Source organism: Sediminibacter sp. Hel_I_10, assembly GCF_000688335.1.
GTDB lineage: Bacteria > Bacteroidota > Bacteroidia > Flavobacteriales > Flavobacteriaceae > Psychroserpens.
This window is the reverse complement of record NZ_JHZX01000001.1, coordinates 3,588,292-3,605,518: the sequence shown is the minus strand read 5'-3', so window position 1 is coordinate 3,605,518 and position 17,227 is coordinate 3,588,292. Positions and strand designations below refer to the sequence as shown.

At 36.4% G+C, this 17,227-nt stretch carries 16 protein-coding genes; 4 read left to right on the top strand and 12 right to left on the bottom strand.

All coding sequences use genetic code 11. The features are described 5' to 3' along the window. Window position 1: 1 nt before the first annotated feature. The 12 genes from P176_RS0116275 to P176_RS0116220 all read right to left on the bottom strand — a co-directional run bounded on the left by P176_RS0116275 (window position 2) and on the right by P176_RS0116220 (window position 12,336). Window positions 2-2,920 carry a glycoside hydrolase family 3 N-terminal domain-containing protein gene (locus P176_RS0116275; protein ID WP_026755701.1) on the bottom strand — a complete coding sequence of 973 codons (2,919 nt, stop codon included), beginning with the start codon at window positions 2,918-2,920 and terminating at the stop codon, window positions 2-4. Window positions 2,921-3,051: 131 nt separating this feature from the next. Continuing rightward, window positions 3,052-3,537 (bottom strand): hypothetical protein, encoded by a 486-nt coding sequence (locus P176_RS0116270; protein WP_026755700.1) that lies wholly within the window; start codon window positions 3,535-3,537, stop codon window positions 3,052-3,054. Between the two features lie 33 nt (window positions 3,538-3,570). After that, on the bottom strand, window positions 3,571-5,070 hold the full coding sequence (locus tag P176_RS0116265; RefSeq protein ID WP_026755699.1) for a PH domain-containing protein: 1,500 nt from the start codon (window positions 5,068-5,070) through the stop codon (window positions 3,571-3,573). Further along, window positions 5,057-5,572 (bottom strand): PH domain-containing protein, encoded by a 516-nt coding sequence (locus P176_RS0116260; RefSeq protein WP_026755698.1) that lies wholly within the window; start codon window positions 5,570-5,572, stop codon window positions 5,057-5,059. The genes P176_RS0116265 and P176_RS0116260 overlap by 14 nt, the downstream gene beginning before the upstream one ends. Window positions 5,573-5,575: 3 nt before the next feature. Continuing rightward, on the bottom strand, window positions 5,576-5,767 hold the full coding sequence (locus tag P176_RS0116255; protein ID WP_156033137.1) for a hypothetical protein: 192 nt from the start codon (window positions 5,765-5,767) through the stop codon (window positions 5,576-5,578). Window positions 5,768-6,069: 302 nt separating this feature from the next. Next, window positions 6,070-6,969, bottom strand: a complete 900-nt coding sequence (locus tag P176_RS0116250; RefSeq protein ID WP_026755696.1) for a hypothetical protein — start codon at window positions 6,967-6,969, stop codon at window positions 6,070-6,072. Continuing rightward, on the bottom strand, window positions 6,966-7,757 hold the full coding sequence (locus P176_RS0116245; RefSeq protein WP_026755695.1) for a (Fe-S)-binding protein: 792 nt from the start codon (window positions 7,755-7,757) through the stop codon (window positions 6,966-6,968). Before P176_RS0116245 ends, P176_RS0116250 begins: the two co-directional genes overlap by 4 nt. 99 nt (window positions 7,758-7,856) lie before the next feature. Beyond that, window positions 7,857-8,303 carry a phosphoheptose isomerase gene (locus P176_RS0116240; protein ID WP_026755694.1) on the bottom strand — a complete coding sequence of 149 codons (447 nt, stop codon included), beginning with the start codon at window positions 8,301-8,303 and terminating at the stop codon, window positions 7,857-7,859. A gap of 45 nt (window positions 8,304-8,348) precedes the next feature. Next, window positions 8,349-8,702 carry a hypothetical protein gene (locus P176_RS0116235; protein ID WP_231481279.1) on the bottom strand — a complete coding sequence of 118 codons (354 nt, stop codon included), beginning with the start codon at window positions 8,700-8,702 and terminating at the stop codon, window positions 8,349-8,351. 3 nt (window positions 8,703-8,705) lie between these two features. Beyond that, window positions 8,706-10,043, bottom strand: a complete 1,338-nt coding sequence (locus P176_RS0116230; RefSeq protein WP_026755692.1) for a (Fe-S)-binding protein — start codon at window positions 10,041-10,043, stop codon at window positions 8,706-8,708. 14 nt (window positions 10,044-10,057) lie between these two features. After that, a complete protein-coding gene (locus P176_RS0116225) occupies window positions 10,058-11,020 on the bottom strand; it encodes an MlaD family protein (protein ID WP_026755691.1) in 963 nt (320 codons plus the stop codon). 197 nt (window positions 11,021-11,217) lie between these two features. Continuing rightward, window positions 11,218-12,336: an N-acetylmuramoyl-L-alanine amidase gene (locus P176_RS0116220; protein WP_026755690.1), complete on the bottom strand. Its 1,119-nt coding sequence runs from the start codon at window positions 12,334-12,336 to the stop codon at window positions 11,218-11,220. A 124-nt stretch (window positions 12,337-12,460) separates the two neighbouring features. On the opposite strand from P176_RS0116220, the gene P176_RS0116215 reads away from it, so the two are divergent. From P176_RS0116215 to P176_RS0116200, 4 genes are all read left to right on the top strand, one after another. Further along, a complete protein-coding gene (locus P176_RS0116215) occupies window positions 12,461-15,244 on the top strand; it encodes a putative LPS assembly protein LptD (RefSeq protein WP_026755689.1) in 2,784 nt (927 codons plus the stop codon). 56 nt (window positions 15,245-15,300) lie between these two features. Beyond that, a complete protein-coding gene (locus P176_RS0116210) occupies window positions 15,301-15,681 on the top strand; it encodes a Rid family detoxifying hydrolase (RefSeq protein WP_026755688.1) in 381 nt (126 codons plus the stop codon). Window positions 15,682-15,822: 141 nt separating this feature from the next. Beyond that, window positions 15,823-16,464, top strand: a complete 642-nt coding sequence (locus P176_RS0116205) for a peptidylprolyl isomerase (protein ID WP_026755687.1) — start codon at window positions 15,823-15,825, stop codon at window positions 16,462-16,464. Beyond that, entirely contained in the window at window positions 16,464-17,171 is a 708-nt protein-coding gene (locus tag P176_RS0116200; RefSeq protein ID WP_026755686.1) for a 16S rRNA (uracil(1498)-N(3))-methyltransferase, read from the top strand. Before P176_RS0116205 ends, P176_RS0116200 begins: the two co-directional genes overlap by 1 nt. The last annotated feature ends 56 nt before the right edge of the window (window positions 17,172-17,227 follow it).

Genomic DNA, 17,227 nt, shown 5'->3' with positions numbered 1-17,227 from the left:
ACTAATCCTCTATGGCTTCATAGATCAAGCGTTGAATATCTGTTCTGATATTCTCTTTTAACAGAAGATTCTGCCCAGCATTAGGATAGGTTCTATTTGCTAAAAATATGTATACAATTTCTTCTTCGGGATCTGCCCAAGCATAGGTTCCCGTAAAACCAGAATGTCCAAAACTAGTCATGGACACACAACCACAGGTTGGACCAGAATCTCCTAACTGAGGCTTATCAAAACCAACACCTCTACGAACATCCTTATCGCAATAATAGCAGGTATTAAACTTATCTATAGTTTCTGTCTTAAAATAACGCTTACCTCCATAATAGCCTTTCTGTAAATACATTTGCATGATTTTAGCGACATCATTGGCATTACTAAAAATACCAGCATGGCCACCTACACCATTTTGCATTGCTGCGCCCATATCATGAACATAACCCTGAACTTCTTGAAACCTGAAATAATCATCAATTTCTGTAGGAACCAAATTGGCATTGGTAAACATAGATGACGGATTATATGTGGTATAGTTAGCTCCCAAAGATTCATAAAAATGCTCTTGCACCAACTCATCTAAGGGTTTATCATAATACTCCTCAATATATTTTTTTAAAATGTAATAAGGCAAATCACTGTAACGGTAGCGTTTTGAAGACAATAAATCGGTATCCTTGATGATTTTCTGCATACTGTCTGGATAGTCCTTTCTAAGGTACATCTCGTCAGCCACTTTTATACTATATCGCAAACTCGGTATTTTACGGTAATATTCTGGATCTGGACGCTTCGTTTCAGCATCTAAAGTAGCCACGTAAAACGGAATCCATGGCTTGAGTCGCGCATAGTGCGATAACATTTCCTTTAAGGTAATATTTCTCTTATTGGAGTTGGCATATTCGGGCAACAGTTTAGACAACTTTGTATCTAAGGTAATCGCATTTTTCTCTACCAATTCCATCAATAACGGTAAGGTCGCCAAGATCTTAGTTAGAGAAGCCACATCATACATGTCTTCAAACTTTACGTCCTCATCACCATCGTAGCGATGCTTTCCGAAGTTTTTATTGTAAATCACTTTACCCTTTCTTGCTACCAGCAATTGAATACCAGGCGTCATTTCTCCATCTATTGCCTTTTGGGCTATAGAATCTAAGCGTCTCAATTTCTCTGAACTCATACCAACACTTTCTGGTATGCCATAACTTAAGGATTGTAATCCCGTATAGGTCACCCCATCTCCCAAGTTAAAGAATTCTCCAGCGGTAACAGGAAACTCTCCTTTTGCCGGAATCCCACCAAATAGAAGTTGCGCAGATTTTTCTTGTGCAATTTTACTATTTTGATAGCTCATCACCACACCTTCAATATTTTCTACAGTCAATAAATCATTTAGAGCGTAGGGTCTGGCAAAAATATCTAAAATAACGGTATTGGTTCTGGCAATTTCATAGAGCCATACCAATTCTTGATCTGTAAACTTATAATCTTGCCAAGGGTTGTCATTAGGTTTGTGCAAACCAACAATGACTGTATTATAATTTTGTAGGTTTCGCAATAGAATATTAAGCGACATACCTTCAATTTTGTGAACTTTAGTATATTTTTTTAGTTCATCATAAAAAACACTTCCACCGCCATCACCCAATTCTACGTAAGCAATTTTTTTGGTTTCTAAATGGCGTAGTGGTAGAATATCCGACTTGTTTTTTAAAACCGTAATCGCACTTTCCATAAGTTCGCTGTAAAGCAAATCATCTTCCAGTCGATTTAAATCCTCTACGAGATGTGCAGTCCCAATAGGCTGATAATTATCAAGACCAACCTTATATTTTGCCATTAAAATTTTCTTGACAGATTCTGCTAAACGTGCTTCGGAAATTTCCTTTTCCTGATATGCGGTAACTATTTTTTCAATGGCTTTAGGGACATCTTCGGAAATAAGCAAAACATCATTACCAGCCTTAAAGGCGGCAAGATCTATATCACCAGGAGTACTATAATTAGAGACACCTTTCATCTCAAGGGCATCTGTAAATATAAGTCCTTTAAATCCTAGTTCGTTTTTTAGGATATCGGTTACAATATGTTTAGACAAAGAAGATGGCACGCCTGGCATTGGCTCTAAGCTTGGCACATTTAAATGTGCGACCATCACACTAGACAAGCCTTCTGTAATCAATTTTCGATATGGAAATAGCTCTACCGAGTCGATGCGTTGTTCATTAAAGGCAATTGTTGGTAGGGTTTTATGACTATCACTATCGGTATCACCATGACCTGGAAAATGTTTCGCATTTGCCAAAACACCAGCAGCTTGCATGCCTTTCATAAAAGCAGAAGCCTTTTCGGTGACGTTGTCACGATCTTCTCCAAATGAACGGTTACCAATAATTGGATTTTCAGAATTGGTATTGATATCCACTACTGGAGCAAAATTAAAGTGTACGCCAAGACGCTTGCAATGCTCTCCTATATGATAGCCCGTGCGCTCTATGAGCTTTTGATTTTTTACGGCTCCTAAGGTCATGTTCCAAGGAAAAGCATAGGTAGAATCTAAGCGCATGCTTAGCCCCCACTCTGCATCCATACCTACCAACAAAGGGGTTTTTGAAATGGCTTGATAAAGGTTATTTAATTTTGCTTGTCTAACGGGACCACCTGAAGAAAAAATGAGTCCGCCAATGTGATAGTTATTGATTAAATCTGCCACCTCATTCTCATGGGCTTTGGTACTGTTAGAAAATGCTCTAACCATAAACAGTTGTCCTACCTTCTCTTCCAAGCTCATGGCATTGTATGTGCTATCTACCCATTTTTTTTGTAGAAATAAGTCATTCGCAGCCAAGGGATGGTCTGCAGTTTGACCAAACACTGGAAGTAAACTGAAATACAGAATAAATAAGGCAATGATATAACGCATAAAAAGGAATCTTGTTTGAAGTTCTTAAAGACAACTAACATTGTGCCAAATTAGTATATTTGGCAGGAAGATAAAATACTTTAAGAGAAGTTTATAAAGCCGTTACAACGGATATTAGTTAAGATAAGATCTTATTTTAAAAATCTAGAATGCCAGCTTTCGCTTGCAGGCACTTCCCAATTCTCTTTAAATTCTGCAATATTTGTTACTAAATTATTGAACACGATAGTGTTTTTTGAAACGGCCTTATCTTTTGCCATTTTCTTGAAATCCAAAAGTGTCTTGTAGGCTACAAATTCGCCTTGTTTGTATGACACATTCATCTTATCCATTAAATCCACTCCGTAATCCAATTCCAATTGTTGTATAAAACGCACAGAGGCATCAATACTGCAGCCGGTGGCATGGTTCAATTGCTGGTTTAGGGCAATCACAATAAATCGCTTATAAACGATGGTATGTCCTGCCTGTAGGTCTTTACCGTGCGCCGTCCATTGTGTAACAAATGCATCTAACTTATCCTGTATTTCACCAATTTCGGCATCAGTAAATGAACGATTGGCTTGGTATATCCACACTCGGGACTCTTCTGGTAGGGTATTAAAATCAACTAGCATAGCTCTTTCTTTTTCTAAGGCAAAAATACAATATTACATCCAATCTCTATCCTGTGATTCTACTCTATATAATAGTAAATTACAGATCGTTTTAGCATGAGCCGATTTGATATAAGGAATCGTAACATCCTTTGATGCTGTAGAGACAATGATAGATGCAATGTCTTGCTGTTTCTGAAAGAAAGTCTGCTGAAAACGAACCGATTGTATTTTATGGATCTCTAAAATATTGGTAACACTATCAATAAAACCACTCCCGATTGTAATGTGTTCTTCGGAAATAAGATAATAGGCCTTTTTATACTTATAGTGTACAAAAGTAAACATGAGCAATACTAAAGGTATATTTATCGCCCAGAAATAAGTTCCTAAGAAAAAATACGCTGGAATATTTAATAAAACAGCCAACACACTCAACTTCAACCAAAGTATGCGCTTGTAATAAAATTCTGGTTTTTGGCGTTCTGTAGTAGCATCGTATGCGCCTAGCAATCTATTAATAAGATAATCTAATTGAGATTTCTCTAGAGCCACTATGGCAAAATTTTTCTGCTGCTTCTTGTTCACCATAGCCTGTTTTACAGACAAGCGGTACAACCCGAAATAACGCTTAATGCGATTGGTCTTGACCTCTAAATTTTGAATACGGCTTGGCGTTAAACTTAAAGACATCTTATTGAATAGACCTTTATTGATCTCCACCGTCTTTTGGTGCTCTACCACCTCCAAATTAAAATTGACGACTACCGTTTTTACAACAGAAAACAACACCGAAACAAACAAGAATAATAGGGCAATAACAACGTTGGTGACTAGTAATCCAAAAAGAGCTTCATCATTAAAAATGGTTGAATTTTCAAACTGCTCCTCAATATGCAACTGTTTGATGTAATCTTTTGCCTCGTAATACAATCCAAAAATAAACGACACGATAATCAAGAAACTCTTCAAGTGATTTTGTGAGATTCCTTCTAAAAACAAGCGTTTCAAAGAGGCCCTAAAAAACACATCATCCTCAATATCTTCGGTTTCTGTTTGTGTGCCTTCGGAAACTTTATTTTTAGAGAACAACAGTTCTTTAAGTTGTTTGGCCTGTATTTTGTCTAATGCACTGATCTCTATTTCTGATTTATCATCGCCAGCCGTTTCAATATTTACCGAAACAACGTTAATGATTTGCTGGAGAAAATTCTGCTTTATGTAAACATTCTGAATTTTCGACTTCGGAATAATGGTATTGTCTTTATTTAAAATTCCTGTAGATAGATGGAAATCCTCGTTTTTGACGTAAAACTTAAAATTGAGATAGTTTAAAACTGAAATGATAAGAATAACGAGCAGTAAGCCGATAACAATGAGTACAATATTAAAAATACCGAAATTAGCAAAAGACTTTTTCTGAAAAATAGAAATCCCGAATGCGACAAAAAGCACAAAAAAGCTCTTGAAAAATTTGAATGTCTTGAAACCAAAAATAACAAGAATCCCTTTGGAAGATTGTCGCCTTGGCTGAGAAAAATCAGCTGTCACCATTCACCTTAGAACTTAAGAAATCGTTGATATAAGCGGCCTCATCTTCAGGAAGACCATGAATACTTAAATCACTACCAGATTCTCCCGCAGTGAAGATTTTAATAGATGCCAATTGAAATTGACGCGCTAACCATGACCGCGATTCCTCAATATGCTGAATTCTTGAAATAGGAACCGTAGTTAACTTATGAACAAGAAGGCCTTTAGAATAAATCACATCCTTCTCCCGGATGGCGTACTTTCTTTTATAAAATGCCAATACAGACACCACGATATTGCCAATAACAAAAATCGATAGGACTAAAAACAGATACCAGAAATAATCTAAAAAAAGAACATCATCTGCAAACCATTTCCCAAGAAATAAGGCGGTATAAAGTGCACCAAAAAGCAATATTTTATTAACGAGAATGACGTTTAAATACCGTTTTGAGATCGGTTTTAACACCACATCCTCTAAGTTAGGAATCGCTTCTAAGTCTATTTGTAGGTTGGTAAACATGCGTTATTTTTCTTTAGATAAAAAATAGTATTTCCTTGCTGCTCCGGTACTCGCAAAAAATAAAAACCAAAAGGGAAGGTAATTGGTATAGATGATTCCGTTTTTGAAATAAGTAAGCATCATCAAAATGGCTGACCATATTAATCCGTTGATCAATCCTGCTTTAAGAATGATTTTTGTGCTTGAGTTCATCATCTTATATTAGGTTATTCGTGACTAAGCTCTCTGAGACTTATGCTAAGGTTATTTTTTGCTTTAATTTAGAGCATAAAAAATAAAATCATCTGTTTTGTTTTTTATTACTTCGATATGCTAAGAACCCATAGAGCAGAAAACCAAAAATAAGAAATAATACTGTTCGAAGTAATGAAAATTCATTCTTGATAATGTAATAAAATACAGTAATTATAAGTGTTGAAAGAACCCCTCCGATGGTTGCAGCAAGAATTATTTTTTTTATATTAAGTTTCGATTTATTCAAATAAGGCTTTTTAAAATTAATATTTATCTATGGCCTCGAATACCCTAGGAGCAACATGAAGTTGGTCAAAACCCTTTCCGACCTCACCATATAAAATCTCGCTAGTTTCAGCATCAATCACTAAAATAAAGGTTAATGTTCTGAAGTTTATTATTTTGAAGTAGGCAAGACCTGAAGTCTTGTTCAATATAGCATCCTCTAACTCTTCAATTGTTGAAAATCGAAAATCGTGACTATATTTTTTCTTTAGCTTTTTTTCAGTATTAATTCTTTTTGGGATAGTGAGCTCAGTAAAAATTAATGTTTTACTTTGTATGCTTTTAGCGTTTTTATCTGATAAGTATTCCAATTGCTCTTTAGGTTGTAAAGACTTATTTAAATTCTGCGAAGCATAAAAGTTGATATGATTTTCAATCATATTTATTGCCTCTATATGCTTGGCCTGTAAATTTAAATATCGATCTAAAGATTGGTTAATTTTTTCATTTACCTTTTTTCCAAATTCTGAAAAATAATAACTCGCTGGGCTAAATTTGACATTAATTATTCCCTGTGCTTTATCTTCAGGAAAGAAGAATAAACTTAAACCGTCATCGGTTATTTTTTTTGTCATCCTTTTACCTGAAAATGTATCATCGTATTTGAAACTCGTATAAGTAAGAAAAAAATTATTCTTATCTTCCTTTAAAGATTTGATTTCTGAACTTTTAATAAATTCAAAATCAGTTAAAGTCCACTCTTCTTGGATAGTTTCCTTTAATAAATTATTGTTGTAATTTTCCTCATCAATAATTACATGGAGTTTTTTAGTTTTTAGTTCATTCATCAACTCGGAATTTGAATTTCCAAATTGCGCAAATAATTTACCATTTAACAAAAGGGCAACTATAATGATACAGTATATTTTCATTTTCATAAATCTTGAGCATTAGCGATTAATTCGGCAATATCCATTACCGCAATTTCGCTTTCTTTTTCTTTATTCTTAACACCATCAGTCATCATGGTATTACAAAACGGACAACCTGCAGCAATAATTTCGGGTTGTGTTTCTAAAGCTTGTTCTGTTCTGGCAATATTCACTTCTTTATCACCAAGCTCGGCGTCCTTAAACATTTGAGCTCCTCCAGCACCACAACAAAGTCCACGAGATTTACAACTCTTCATTTCGATCAATTCGGCATCTAGCTTTCTAATAAGATCGCGAGGCGCTTCATAAACGTTATTCGCTCTTCCTAAGTAGCATGGATCGTGAAATGTAATACGTTTTCCTTTAAATTTTCCACCTTCAATGGTGAGGCGACCATCTTCTAATAAAGATTTTAAAAATTGCGTATGGTGCATCACCTTATAATTACCCCCAAGCCCTGGATACTCATTTTTAATGGTATTAAAACAATGCGGACAAGCGGTTACAATGGTCTTAACTTCATAGGCGTTAAGCACTTCTATGTTTGTAACGGCCTGCATTTGAAATAAAAATTCATTCCCAGCGCGTTTTGCAGGATCACCTGTACAACTTTCTTCGGTTCCTAGAACAGCAAAATCTACCTTCGCTTTATTGAGTAATCTCACGAAAGCTTTAGTGATTTTTTTAGCTCTATCATCAAAACTTCCAGCACAGCCTACCCAAAATAAAACTTCAGGTTGTTTTCCTTCTGCCATAAACTCTGCCATCGTGGGTACTCTCAGTTGTTCGCTCATATGGAGTGTATTAATTTAAATAGTGTTGTTTCTAAATAGCCTAGCTATTACAAGTAGACGCTTTGAGAAACTTAGGATTTAATATTCTATTGAATTGATTTAGTCGTGATGGCCATCATCAAATACTTCGATGGTCACATTTTTATTGACTAAATCTGTAAATTTCCCTTGGTAACGTGTGGCTTTCACCAAATGGTTGTCTATCCAATGGTAATTTCCTCCTCTAGGTTTGCCCATCAAAAGGGAATGAAATTTAAAACCATGTTTTTTAAGCCAAGCCTCAGTTACCTCACGGTGATCTTCGGTTCTTGAGGTAAAAAAACAAATCATATGTCCTTTATCGTACCATTTATTACAGGTAGCCAACGCATCTGGATAAGGCTCGCAAGTTGACATGCGCTCTGGCTCTTCATTAGGAACATCTTCTGTAATGGTCCCATCAATGTCAATAAGGTAATTCTTAACGCCTTTTGGTAGCACCGGACTTACCTTCTCTCCACCTTCAACCTTGTCGTGCAATAATTTATCTGCTTCTTCTCTTTTCATATTCTCTTTCCGCAGCAACGGAACGTTTTATAATTAGACTTCGATTTAATTATCAATAGTATGTATTTCTTCAATGGCTGCAAAATCTGATTTTGCAATACGTATAAAAACAGCTAGTTTTTTCTGGCCGTCCTTCATTCTATTGTCTGGACTGTAACGATCATTGTAGGAACGTCTCACGGCCTCGTCTCCTATGGCTTTTGACTGTGCTTCGGAACAGTAATCACAAAGTACTTTTAACAATTGAATGTTCTTAAATTCGTTGTTCTTATATTCTATCAGCGTGTATGCCTTAATTTGTAAAGAATCTTGACGAAAGGATTGCCCTTGAGACAAAAAAGCACACATGAAAAGCATCATTAAAATCGCATATTGATATGTTTCTTTTAAGTAATGCATGGGTTATGCTTCATTTTTCCAATTGAGACGATCCATTTGATTATATGGCCAAGGCGCACCATTGTTCTCTACATTGGTCATCATATTATTAAGCTCCATTGGTGCAGCACTTTGCTCCATGACCAAGTACTGTCGCATTTGCATGATAATATCCAAAGGACTAATACTTACAGGACAAGCCTCTACACAAGCGTTACAACTGGTACACGCCCAAAGCTCTTCGGTAGTAATATAATCGTTTAATAGTTGTTTGCCGTCGTCCTTAAAAGCGCCTTTGTTGGCATCTATATTTTTTCCTACTTCCTCAAGACGATCACGGGTATCCATCATGATTTTTCTAGGCGATAATTTTTTACCGGTTTGGTTGGCAGGACATTCACTCGTACATCTACCACACTCTGTACAGGTGTAAGCACTCAATAAGTTAACCCAACTTAAGTCTTGGACGTCACTGGCTCCAAATTTGGCAGGCACATCTGCTTCGTCTTCAGTAGCAGGATCGGGTGCTGCAAATGGATCAGCATCAGGATCCATCATTAATTTTACCTCGTTGGTAACCGCTTCTAAATTCTCAAACTGCCCTTGAGGCTTAACTCTTCCGTAGTATGTATTTGGAAAAGCCAATAAAATGTGTAAATGTTTTGAAAAATAGAGGTAATTCAAAAACACCAAAATTCCTAAGATATGTAACCACCAGGCTGTGCGCTCTACAATAATTAATGTAGCGTTAGAAAGACCATCAAATAATGGCAATAAATACTGACTTATAGGAAATGAGCCTGCGGTGGCATAATGGTCTGCACCATTAAGTTGTAATTGTAAATCGGCACCATTCATGGTTAGAAATAGACACATGAGCACTACTTCAAAATACAGAATGATATTTCCATCTGATTTAGGCCAGCCTTTAAGATCTTTACTGATAAACCGTTTAATTTTAATGACATTTCTCCGTATCCAGAATACGATGACAGCCACCAAAACCAAAAAGGCTAGAATTTCAAAAGAGCCAATTAAAACATCATAGGTAAAACCTAGTGGAGCGAAAATACGGTGAGTGCCCAATAGCCCATCAATCATAATTTCTAGCACTTCAATATTGATGACCACAAAGCCAACATAGACAATAACGTGAAGAAACCCTGCAATAGGTCGCGTAACCATTTTACTTTGACCTAGCGCAATACGGGCCATATTCTTCCAACGCTGTGACTTATCATCACTTACATCAACAGTTCTACCGAGTTTAATGTTTCGTCTTAATTTTTTGACATTAAAAGCAAAATAGCCTAAGCCTGCGATAAGAGCAATAGCAAATAAAATCTGTGGTAAGTAAGCCATATAAGGTTGGTTTATTAGTCTTCTTCTTCAATTTCGTTACCATCAGCATCATAGCGTTTTGGCTTTTTACCGAAGACTGAAAAATGAACATAACGTTTCGGATTAAGTTTTAAATCCTGAAGTAAATCTTCCATTTGTTTGGCGGCACCTTCGAGATTGTCATACAATCCTTCGTCTTTAAGTAATTTACCAATAGTACCTTCTCCATTTTCAATATTAGCAATTAATTGGTCAAAACTTGCCACTGTACCTTGAAGTTCTTTTACAGTTTGAGCTAATCTTAAGTCTGCCAAACTATCAGAAAATTTAGAAAAATTATCTGAAGTATTTTCAAAATTACTTATAGTAGACGCTAATTTTTCTTGATTGCCATCCATAAACTTGTTTAAGGTGGCCGAAGTTGTTTTGAAAGCAGCAATAGTTGCAGCTAAATCTGCTATGCTGGTTCTAAGATTTGTTTTTGTGTCTTCGTCAAAAATCTCATTGACATTTGTTAATAATGAATCTGCATCAGTCATTACAACTTCAATTTTTTCTTGAAGTGGTGTTAGACGCTTATTGACCAACTCTGTCAAACCAGCTTTAGTTGTAGCTGTAAGATAATCTCCAGACTCAGCCGTAGGAGCACCATCAAAAACAGGAATAATTTCAATACCCTTACCTCCTATTAATCCTAGATCTTTAAGCTCTGCTTTGCTATTCTTAGAAAATTCATAGTCATTTTCAATCATTATCTTGACCAAAAGCTGCGCGCTGCCATCGCCTTTAAAGGTGATGTCCATAACTTTGCCTACGTTAAAACCACTAATCGTTACTGGTGTCGATGGGGCAAGACCTTCAACATTATCATAAACGGCATAGTAGATTCTTGAATCGTCCAAGAGATTTTCTCCTTTAAGATAATTGAATAAATAAACAAACAGAACAATCCCTGATATCACCAGTATTGCCGTTTTTACTTCTCTTGAAATTTTCAAAATCTTTTATATTTGATTAAAACAAAATTAGGAATAAATCTATTGAACTAGTTTAAACTTTTTAGATTTTAGACAAAATTATCGCAATTGAGTTCAACTAAAGTGCATTTGGGTTGGATATTCGATAAACGGACCGCAAAAGAACGCATGCTTCTTTTCTATAGAACAACTCAATCAGCAATACGTTTTAAAGTATATCAGTTAGATGCAGATTTTAAGGCCTCAGAAAGATCAATAAGCTCACCATCTTTGGTAGCCACTATAAAAGCACTCTTATAGCCTTTCAATTTAGCTTGAAGTTCTAGACGCTTTACCTCTGTATAATCTGAAGTTTGACCAAAATAATATTTATAAAGCGATCCTATCTTTTCTCTAGAGATAGCATCTAAACCATTAAAGTTATAGGGTTTAGGGTCTAACTCCTTAGAACTTGCCGCTATCTGAACCTTAAACATGATGTCATTAAATACTTGCGGTTGCTCTTCAAGCGCAGCTTCCACTTGGTTGGCGTTTTCTTGATAAATCCCTTCACCAATATTCATATCCAACTGCTTTTTATAAGCTAAAATCGCATCTGTAATAGATTCTGCCATTTTTGCTTGTCCGCTAAGCGAATTCAGAAAAGCGCCTTCCTTATCATAGGTTAAAAAACCTGTCTCTACCAAAACGCTTGGCATATACGTGTTGTGAAGCACCCAAAAACCGGCTTGTTTTACACCTCTACTTTTTCTTTTATGTCTATTTTGAAAGCTATCTTCAATAGATCGTGCCAGTCTAATACTTTGATCTAGATATTCCTCTTGAATTAAGGTAAGACCAATTAACGATTCTGGAGACTTTGGATCAAAGCCTTCATAATGCTTTTCATAATCAGACTCTAAGAAAATTACCTCGTTTTCTTTTTTAGCTATTTCAAAGTTACGTTGGTTGGCATGCAAACCCAGTACAAAAGTTTCAGTACCATTGGCAGCAGAATTATGGGCATTACAGTGCACAGAAACAAAAAGATCGGCATCAGCGTCATTCGCTATTTTTGCTCTACCTCTTAAAGTCACGAATTTGTCTGAATCTCTAGTGTAAATGACTTGAATCCCTTTATTTTCTTTGAGGGCATTACCTACGGCTAGCACAATTTTAAGTGCAATTTCTTTTTCTCTGTAACCACTTCCAAGGTTTCCCGAGTCATGGCCGCCGTGACCAGCATCAAGAACGACCACAAACTTGTCTTTCGATTTCTGAAAAGCTTCGGCAGGTGTTAAAAAACTAATAAATGTTGTAGCAACTAATACTAATATAAAGTTGAGGGACGTTTTCATAAAGGAGTTAACGGTTTTAGTTCTCGGTTTATTTTATAACGCTTTCAGGTATCACTTTCTCAAAAAAAGATCATCGTTACAAATAGATTCAATTATAATTTAATCATAAAAAATATATGTAAGTTTGGCATTTCAAAAACCGAGCCATACTTTAGCAAAAATACATTTAAAAGCGTTGCAGACAAAGAGCTTTCACATACTTTTGGCCCTAAGTTTTACCATGTTTATCAACATGTTTTGCTTCGCACAGGACCTGCCAAGATCTCAAGAACCTATCAAAGCGGTATCTGCATTTGATCCTATTGAGCCTATGCCAATAGCGCAAGACAGTATCGTTACACCGCCACTAAACATTAAGTTGGCCGACAGTATCAAAAACGACTCGCTTCCGAAGAAAAAAGAATTTCTCACTGGCACGGTCAATTACAAGGCTCAAGATTACGTCACGCTTAATCAAAGACTTAATCAAACGACACTTTATAATAAAGCAGAAGTAGATTATGGGGATATGAATATCACCTCTGGAATTATTGTGATAGATCATACCAAAAACCTCGTTTATGCCGGAAGATTAAAAGATTCTGCTGGTGTTTATACCCAAGCCCCTATTTTTACTCAAGGTGCCAATAAAATAGAACCCGACTCTATTATATTTAACACCGAAACTAAAAAGGCACTCATCTATAACTCTAAAACAGAACAAAGCGGAGGTACCATTATCTCCGAAATCACTAAAAAAGAGAATGATTCTGTATTCTTTATTAAAAACGGTCGTTATACCACTTCAGAAAACTTAGACGACCCAGAATACTATTTTCTGATGAGAAAAGCCAAGGTGGTTCCTGGAAAAAAAGTGGTCACGGGATTGACCAATTTATTTATATATGATGTGCCAACACCTATTGGGTTGCCCTTTGCCTATTTTCCAATGTCAAAAAAACAGACCTCTGGAGTGATCATCCCAACCCCTGGACAAAGTTTAGGAAGCGCAGATAGAGGCTATAATCTTCAGAACGGTGGTTATTATTTTGCGATAAGCGATTACTTTGATCTGGCTGTTCTGGGGGATTATTACACCAACGGTAGTTACGGGTTACGATTTGAAAACAGTTATGCACTTCGTTACAAGTTTAGAGGAAATTTGAGCATTCGATATGAAAACTTAATCAATAGTGAACGGGGATTTCCTGATTTCTCAAAATCTACTATCTATAACATTAGATGGTCACATAGTCAAGATGCAAAAGCCAGCCCGAGTTCACGATTTTCGGCATCGGTAAACTTGGGAAGTAGCCGTTATTTCCAACAATCCATCAATCAAGTGAATTTGGCGCAGACCCAAAACAACTCCTTAAACTCATCGGTCTCCTATTCAAAAACGTTTCAAGGCGAACCGCAAGTAAACATGAGCGTTACTGCAACCCACAGTCAAAACACAAATACTCAAGTGGTGAATATGACCTTACCTACATTTCAAGGTAGTGTCGGTCGAATTTTTCCTTTTGCCCCAAAAGTGGGAACCAAAAAAGGCATTATTGAAAACATCAACTTACAATACAACGTTAGGGCAGAAAACAGAATTCAAACCACTGACTCCTTGTTTTTTAAACCAGGCATGTTTGATGGTGCAAAAGTTGGAGCGGTACATTCTGTGCCTATCACCACCAATTTCAAAGTATTTAAGTATTTCAGCATGAGTGCCAGTAGCAATTTAGAGGAAAATTGGACTCTTAATACGGTTAGAAAGTTTGGTGATGAGGAAGGTGATGTGGTAACTGAAGAACTTGATGGCTTTGATCGTTTTTTTACCTATAATCTGAGTACAAGCATTGGTACAACGGTTTACGGTATGTTCGATTTTGAAAAGAAAGGCAAAGATCCTAAAATTCAAAAAATTAGACACGTCATGCGCCCATCGATAAGCTACAACATTAATCCTGCTTTTGATGAATACTACGACACCTTTGAAGTTATTGATGCCAATGGTACTACAACGGGAGATTTGAGAAGAGAAGACTATACAAGATTTGAAGGAGCGCTTTTTGGAACGCCAAACAAGAACTATTCGAGCTCAATGGGACTTTCCTTAGGCAATAATTTTGAAGCCAAAGTAAGAGATAAAGACAGTACTGCTACAGAACCTAAAAAAGTGATTCTTTTAAATAATCTTAATTTTTCTACCTCCTATAATTTTGCAGGAGACTCACTGCGCCTTAGTCCGGTTCGTATGTCTGGTGGGACACAGATTTTTGACAGCAAAATGAGCATTAATTTTGGGGCGACCTTAGATCCCTATGCGCTTAACAACAACAATCGAAGAATTGATCAACTCAACATTAAAAATGGCGGAAGTTTGTTTAGACTAACCTCGGCTAATCTTAACATGAGTTATGCTATTTCCAGTGAATCTTTTAAAAAAGAACCTGATAGCGATAATGGCAGGCAAGAATCTTTAAGGAGTGGTGGACGAGATGATGACCTCTTTGGTAAAACTCAGGATTTTGCAGATCAACGGCTTTCAGACACCGAAGATGAAGATCCTAAAGAAGACAAACTTTCTGAGTATTATAACTATTCCATACCTTGGAACCTGAACCTGATGTTTGCGGCAAACTACAGCAATGCAGCAAGGCAAAACCAAATTACCAATACTTCTTTGATGTTTTCTGGTGATGTGGAACTGTCTCCTAGATGGTCTGTTGGCGTCTCTTCTGGTTATGATTTTGTAAATGCAGGATTTACACAAACCCAATTTCGTTTTGAACGCGACCTGTTAAGTTGGAGAATGAATTTTAGCTATGTTCCTTTTGGGCGATATGCACAATGGAATTTCTTTATTGGGATTAAATCTAGTCTGTTAAAAGACTTGAAATACGACAAACGAAGACAGCCAGACCAACAGTTATAATAAAAATTGTTTTTAAACGTCGTCACTATCGAATCATCACTTAAATCACGATACTTATGAAAAGCATAATCAACACTAAAAAAGCACCAGAACCGATTGGTCCTTATAATCAAGCTGTGTTAACTGGCAATATGTTATTTACTTCTGGCCAGATCGCCATTAATGTAGAAACGGGAGAACTCGTGCTAGACTCTATTGAAGCAGAAACCAAACAAGTGATGGACAATTTAAAAGCCGTTCTTGAAGCTGCCGATATGACTTTTGAAAATATAATAAAAACCTCTATTTTTATAAGTGACATGAACAACTTTGGTAAGATCAATGCCATTTATGCTACTTATTTTAATGCACTTACGGCACCCGCAAGAGAAACGGTTGAAGTGGCCAATCTCCCGAAATTTGTGAATGTTGAGATTAGCGCTATCGCTGCGAAATAGTTAATCAACTTGTTATAAGCAGTTTAAAAACTGAATTTCAAAGTTATTAACAGTGATTTCTTAAAAACTTAAAGACATGGCTTCAACTTACTATAGCTATCCTTTTAAATTTGTTATTACAATAACCAAAAACCCTACATCATGTTTAAAACCCTACTATTTGCTGCTTGTTCTCTTACAGCATCTTATTCCTTTTCTCAAGCAGACCTCTTTGAAAAATCATTAGATTCTATTCAAACAGAAACAGACGCCCAACAGTTTCTTGAAAAGAATAAATCTGCCAAAGGCAAAGTCATTACATTTAATAAAGAAAAACACCATACGCGTTTAGCCAAGGAGCTTTTTAGTATGAGTGTTGGCGGTAAAAAGTTTGATAAAAACAGTCCGCAACGCACCTATTACAAGGTCATCGATAAGACCAGCACGCCTTACTATAAAGCAAGTTGCATTTACCTAGACGGAAATGAGACAGACCTGAATCAGATCAACGCCACCAGAAACAACATCATTTCTAAATATAACAAAGGATTTAAGTTTTCAGATTTGGCACGTATGTATTCTATGGATCAAACCGCTAAAAAAGGAGGTGATCTCGGTTGGGTAACTCAGGGCGACTTACCAATAGACATTGAAACGCAACTTTTTTCTGGAGACTATCACACCAATGATATTTTTACTGTAGATATTCCTGAGCAAGAGGCCTATTATGTGGTGGTATTAACCCAAGACAGAAAGCTCATAGAGGAAGTAAAAGTGCTTAAAGTGACTGAACCCCGACTGTAATGCAATTATTCTATAATGCTGATCTTTCAGAAACGGATACCTCGTTTGTCTTTTCAAAAGACGAAAGCAGGCATATTGTCAAAGTCTTAAGAAGATCTACTGGAGATCTACTACAAATTACAAATGGTAAAGGCTGGCTATTTTCCGCGGAAATTACAATGGCAACCATAAACCATTGTGAGGCCAAGATCATTTCCGCAGCATTACAGCCTAAACATCCGTACCAACTGCACTTAGCAGTAGCTCCTACTAAAATGAACGACCGTTACGAATGGTTTTTAGAAAAAGCTACGGAAATAGGCATTGACAGTATAACGCCCATAATTTGCGAGAATAGCGAGCGTCGTGTAATCAAAAAAGACCGTTTTGAACGCATCATACAATCGGCCGTCAAACAATCGCTTCATTGCCATATGCCGGTGTTAAACGATGCTTTGCCTTTTAAGGAATTTATTGAACAACATCATGATGCACATAAATTTATTGCGCATTGTGAAGACACCAAAAAGATTTCGCTCAAAAGTCAATTACAACCGCGGCAATCTATTTTAATTTTAATTGGACCAGAAGGCGATTTTAGCGCTTCAGAAATTGAAACCGCATTGGCTCAAAGCTTCAAGCCCGTAACTCTTGGAGATACACGCTTAAGAACAGAAACAGCAGCCATTGCTGCCTGTCATTCGGTTGCTTTTGTAAATCAAGAGTAAAACCAATATAAATAACGTTAAAAGGATGTGTTTCATAAAGCCAAAGTTTTATTTTT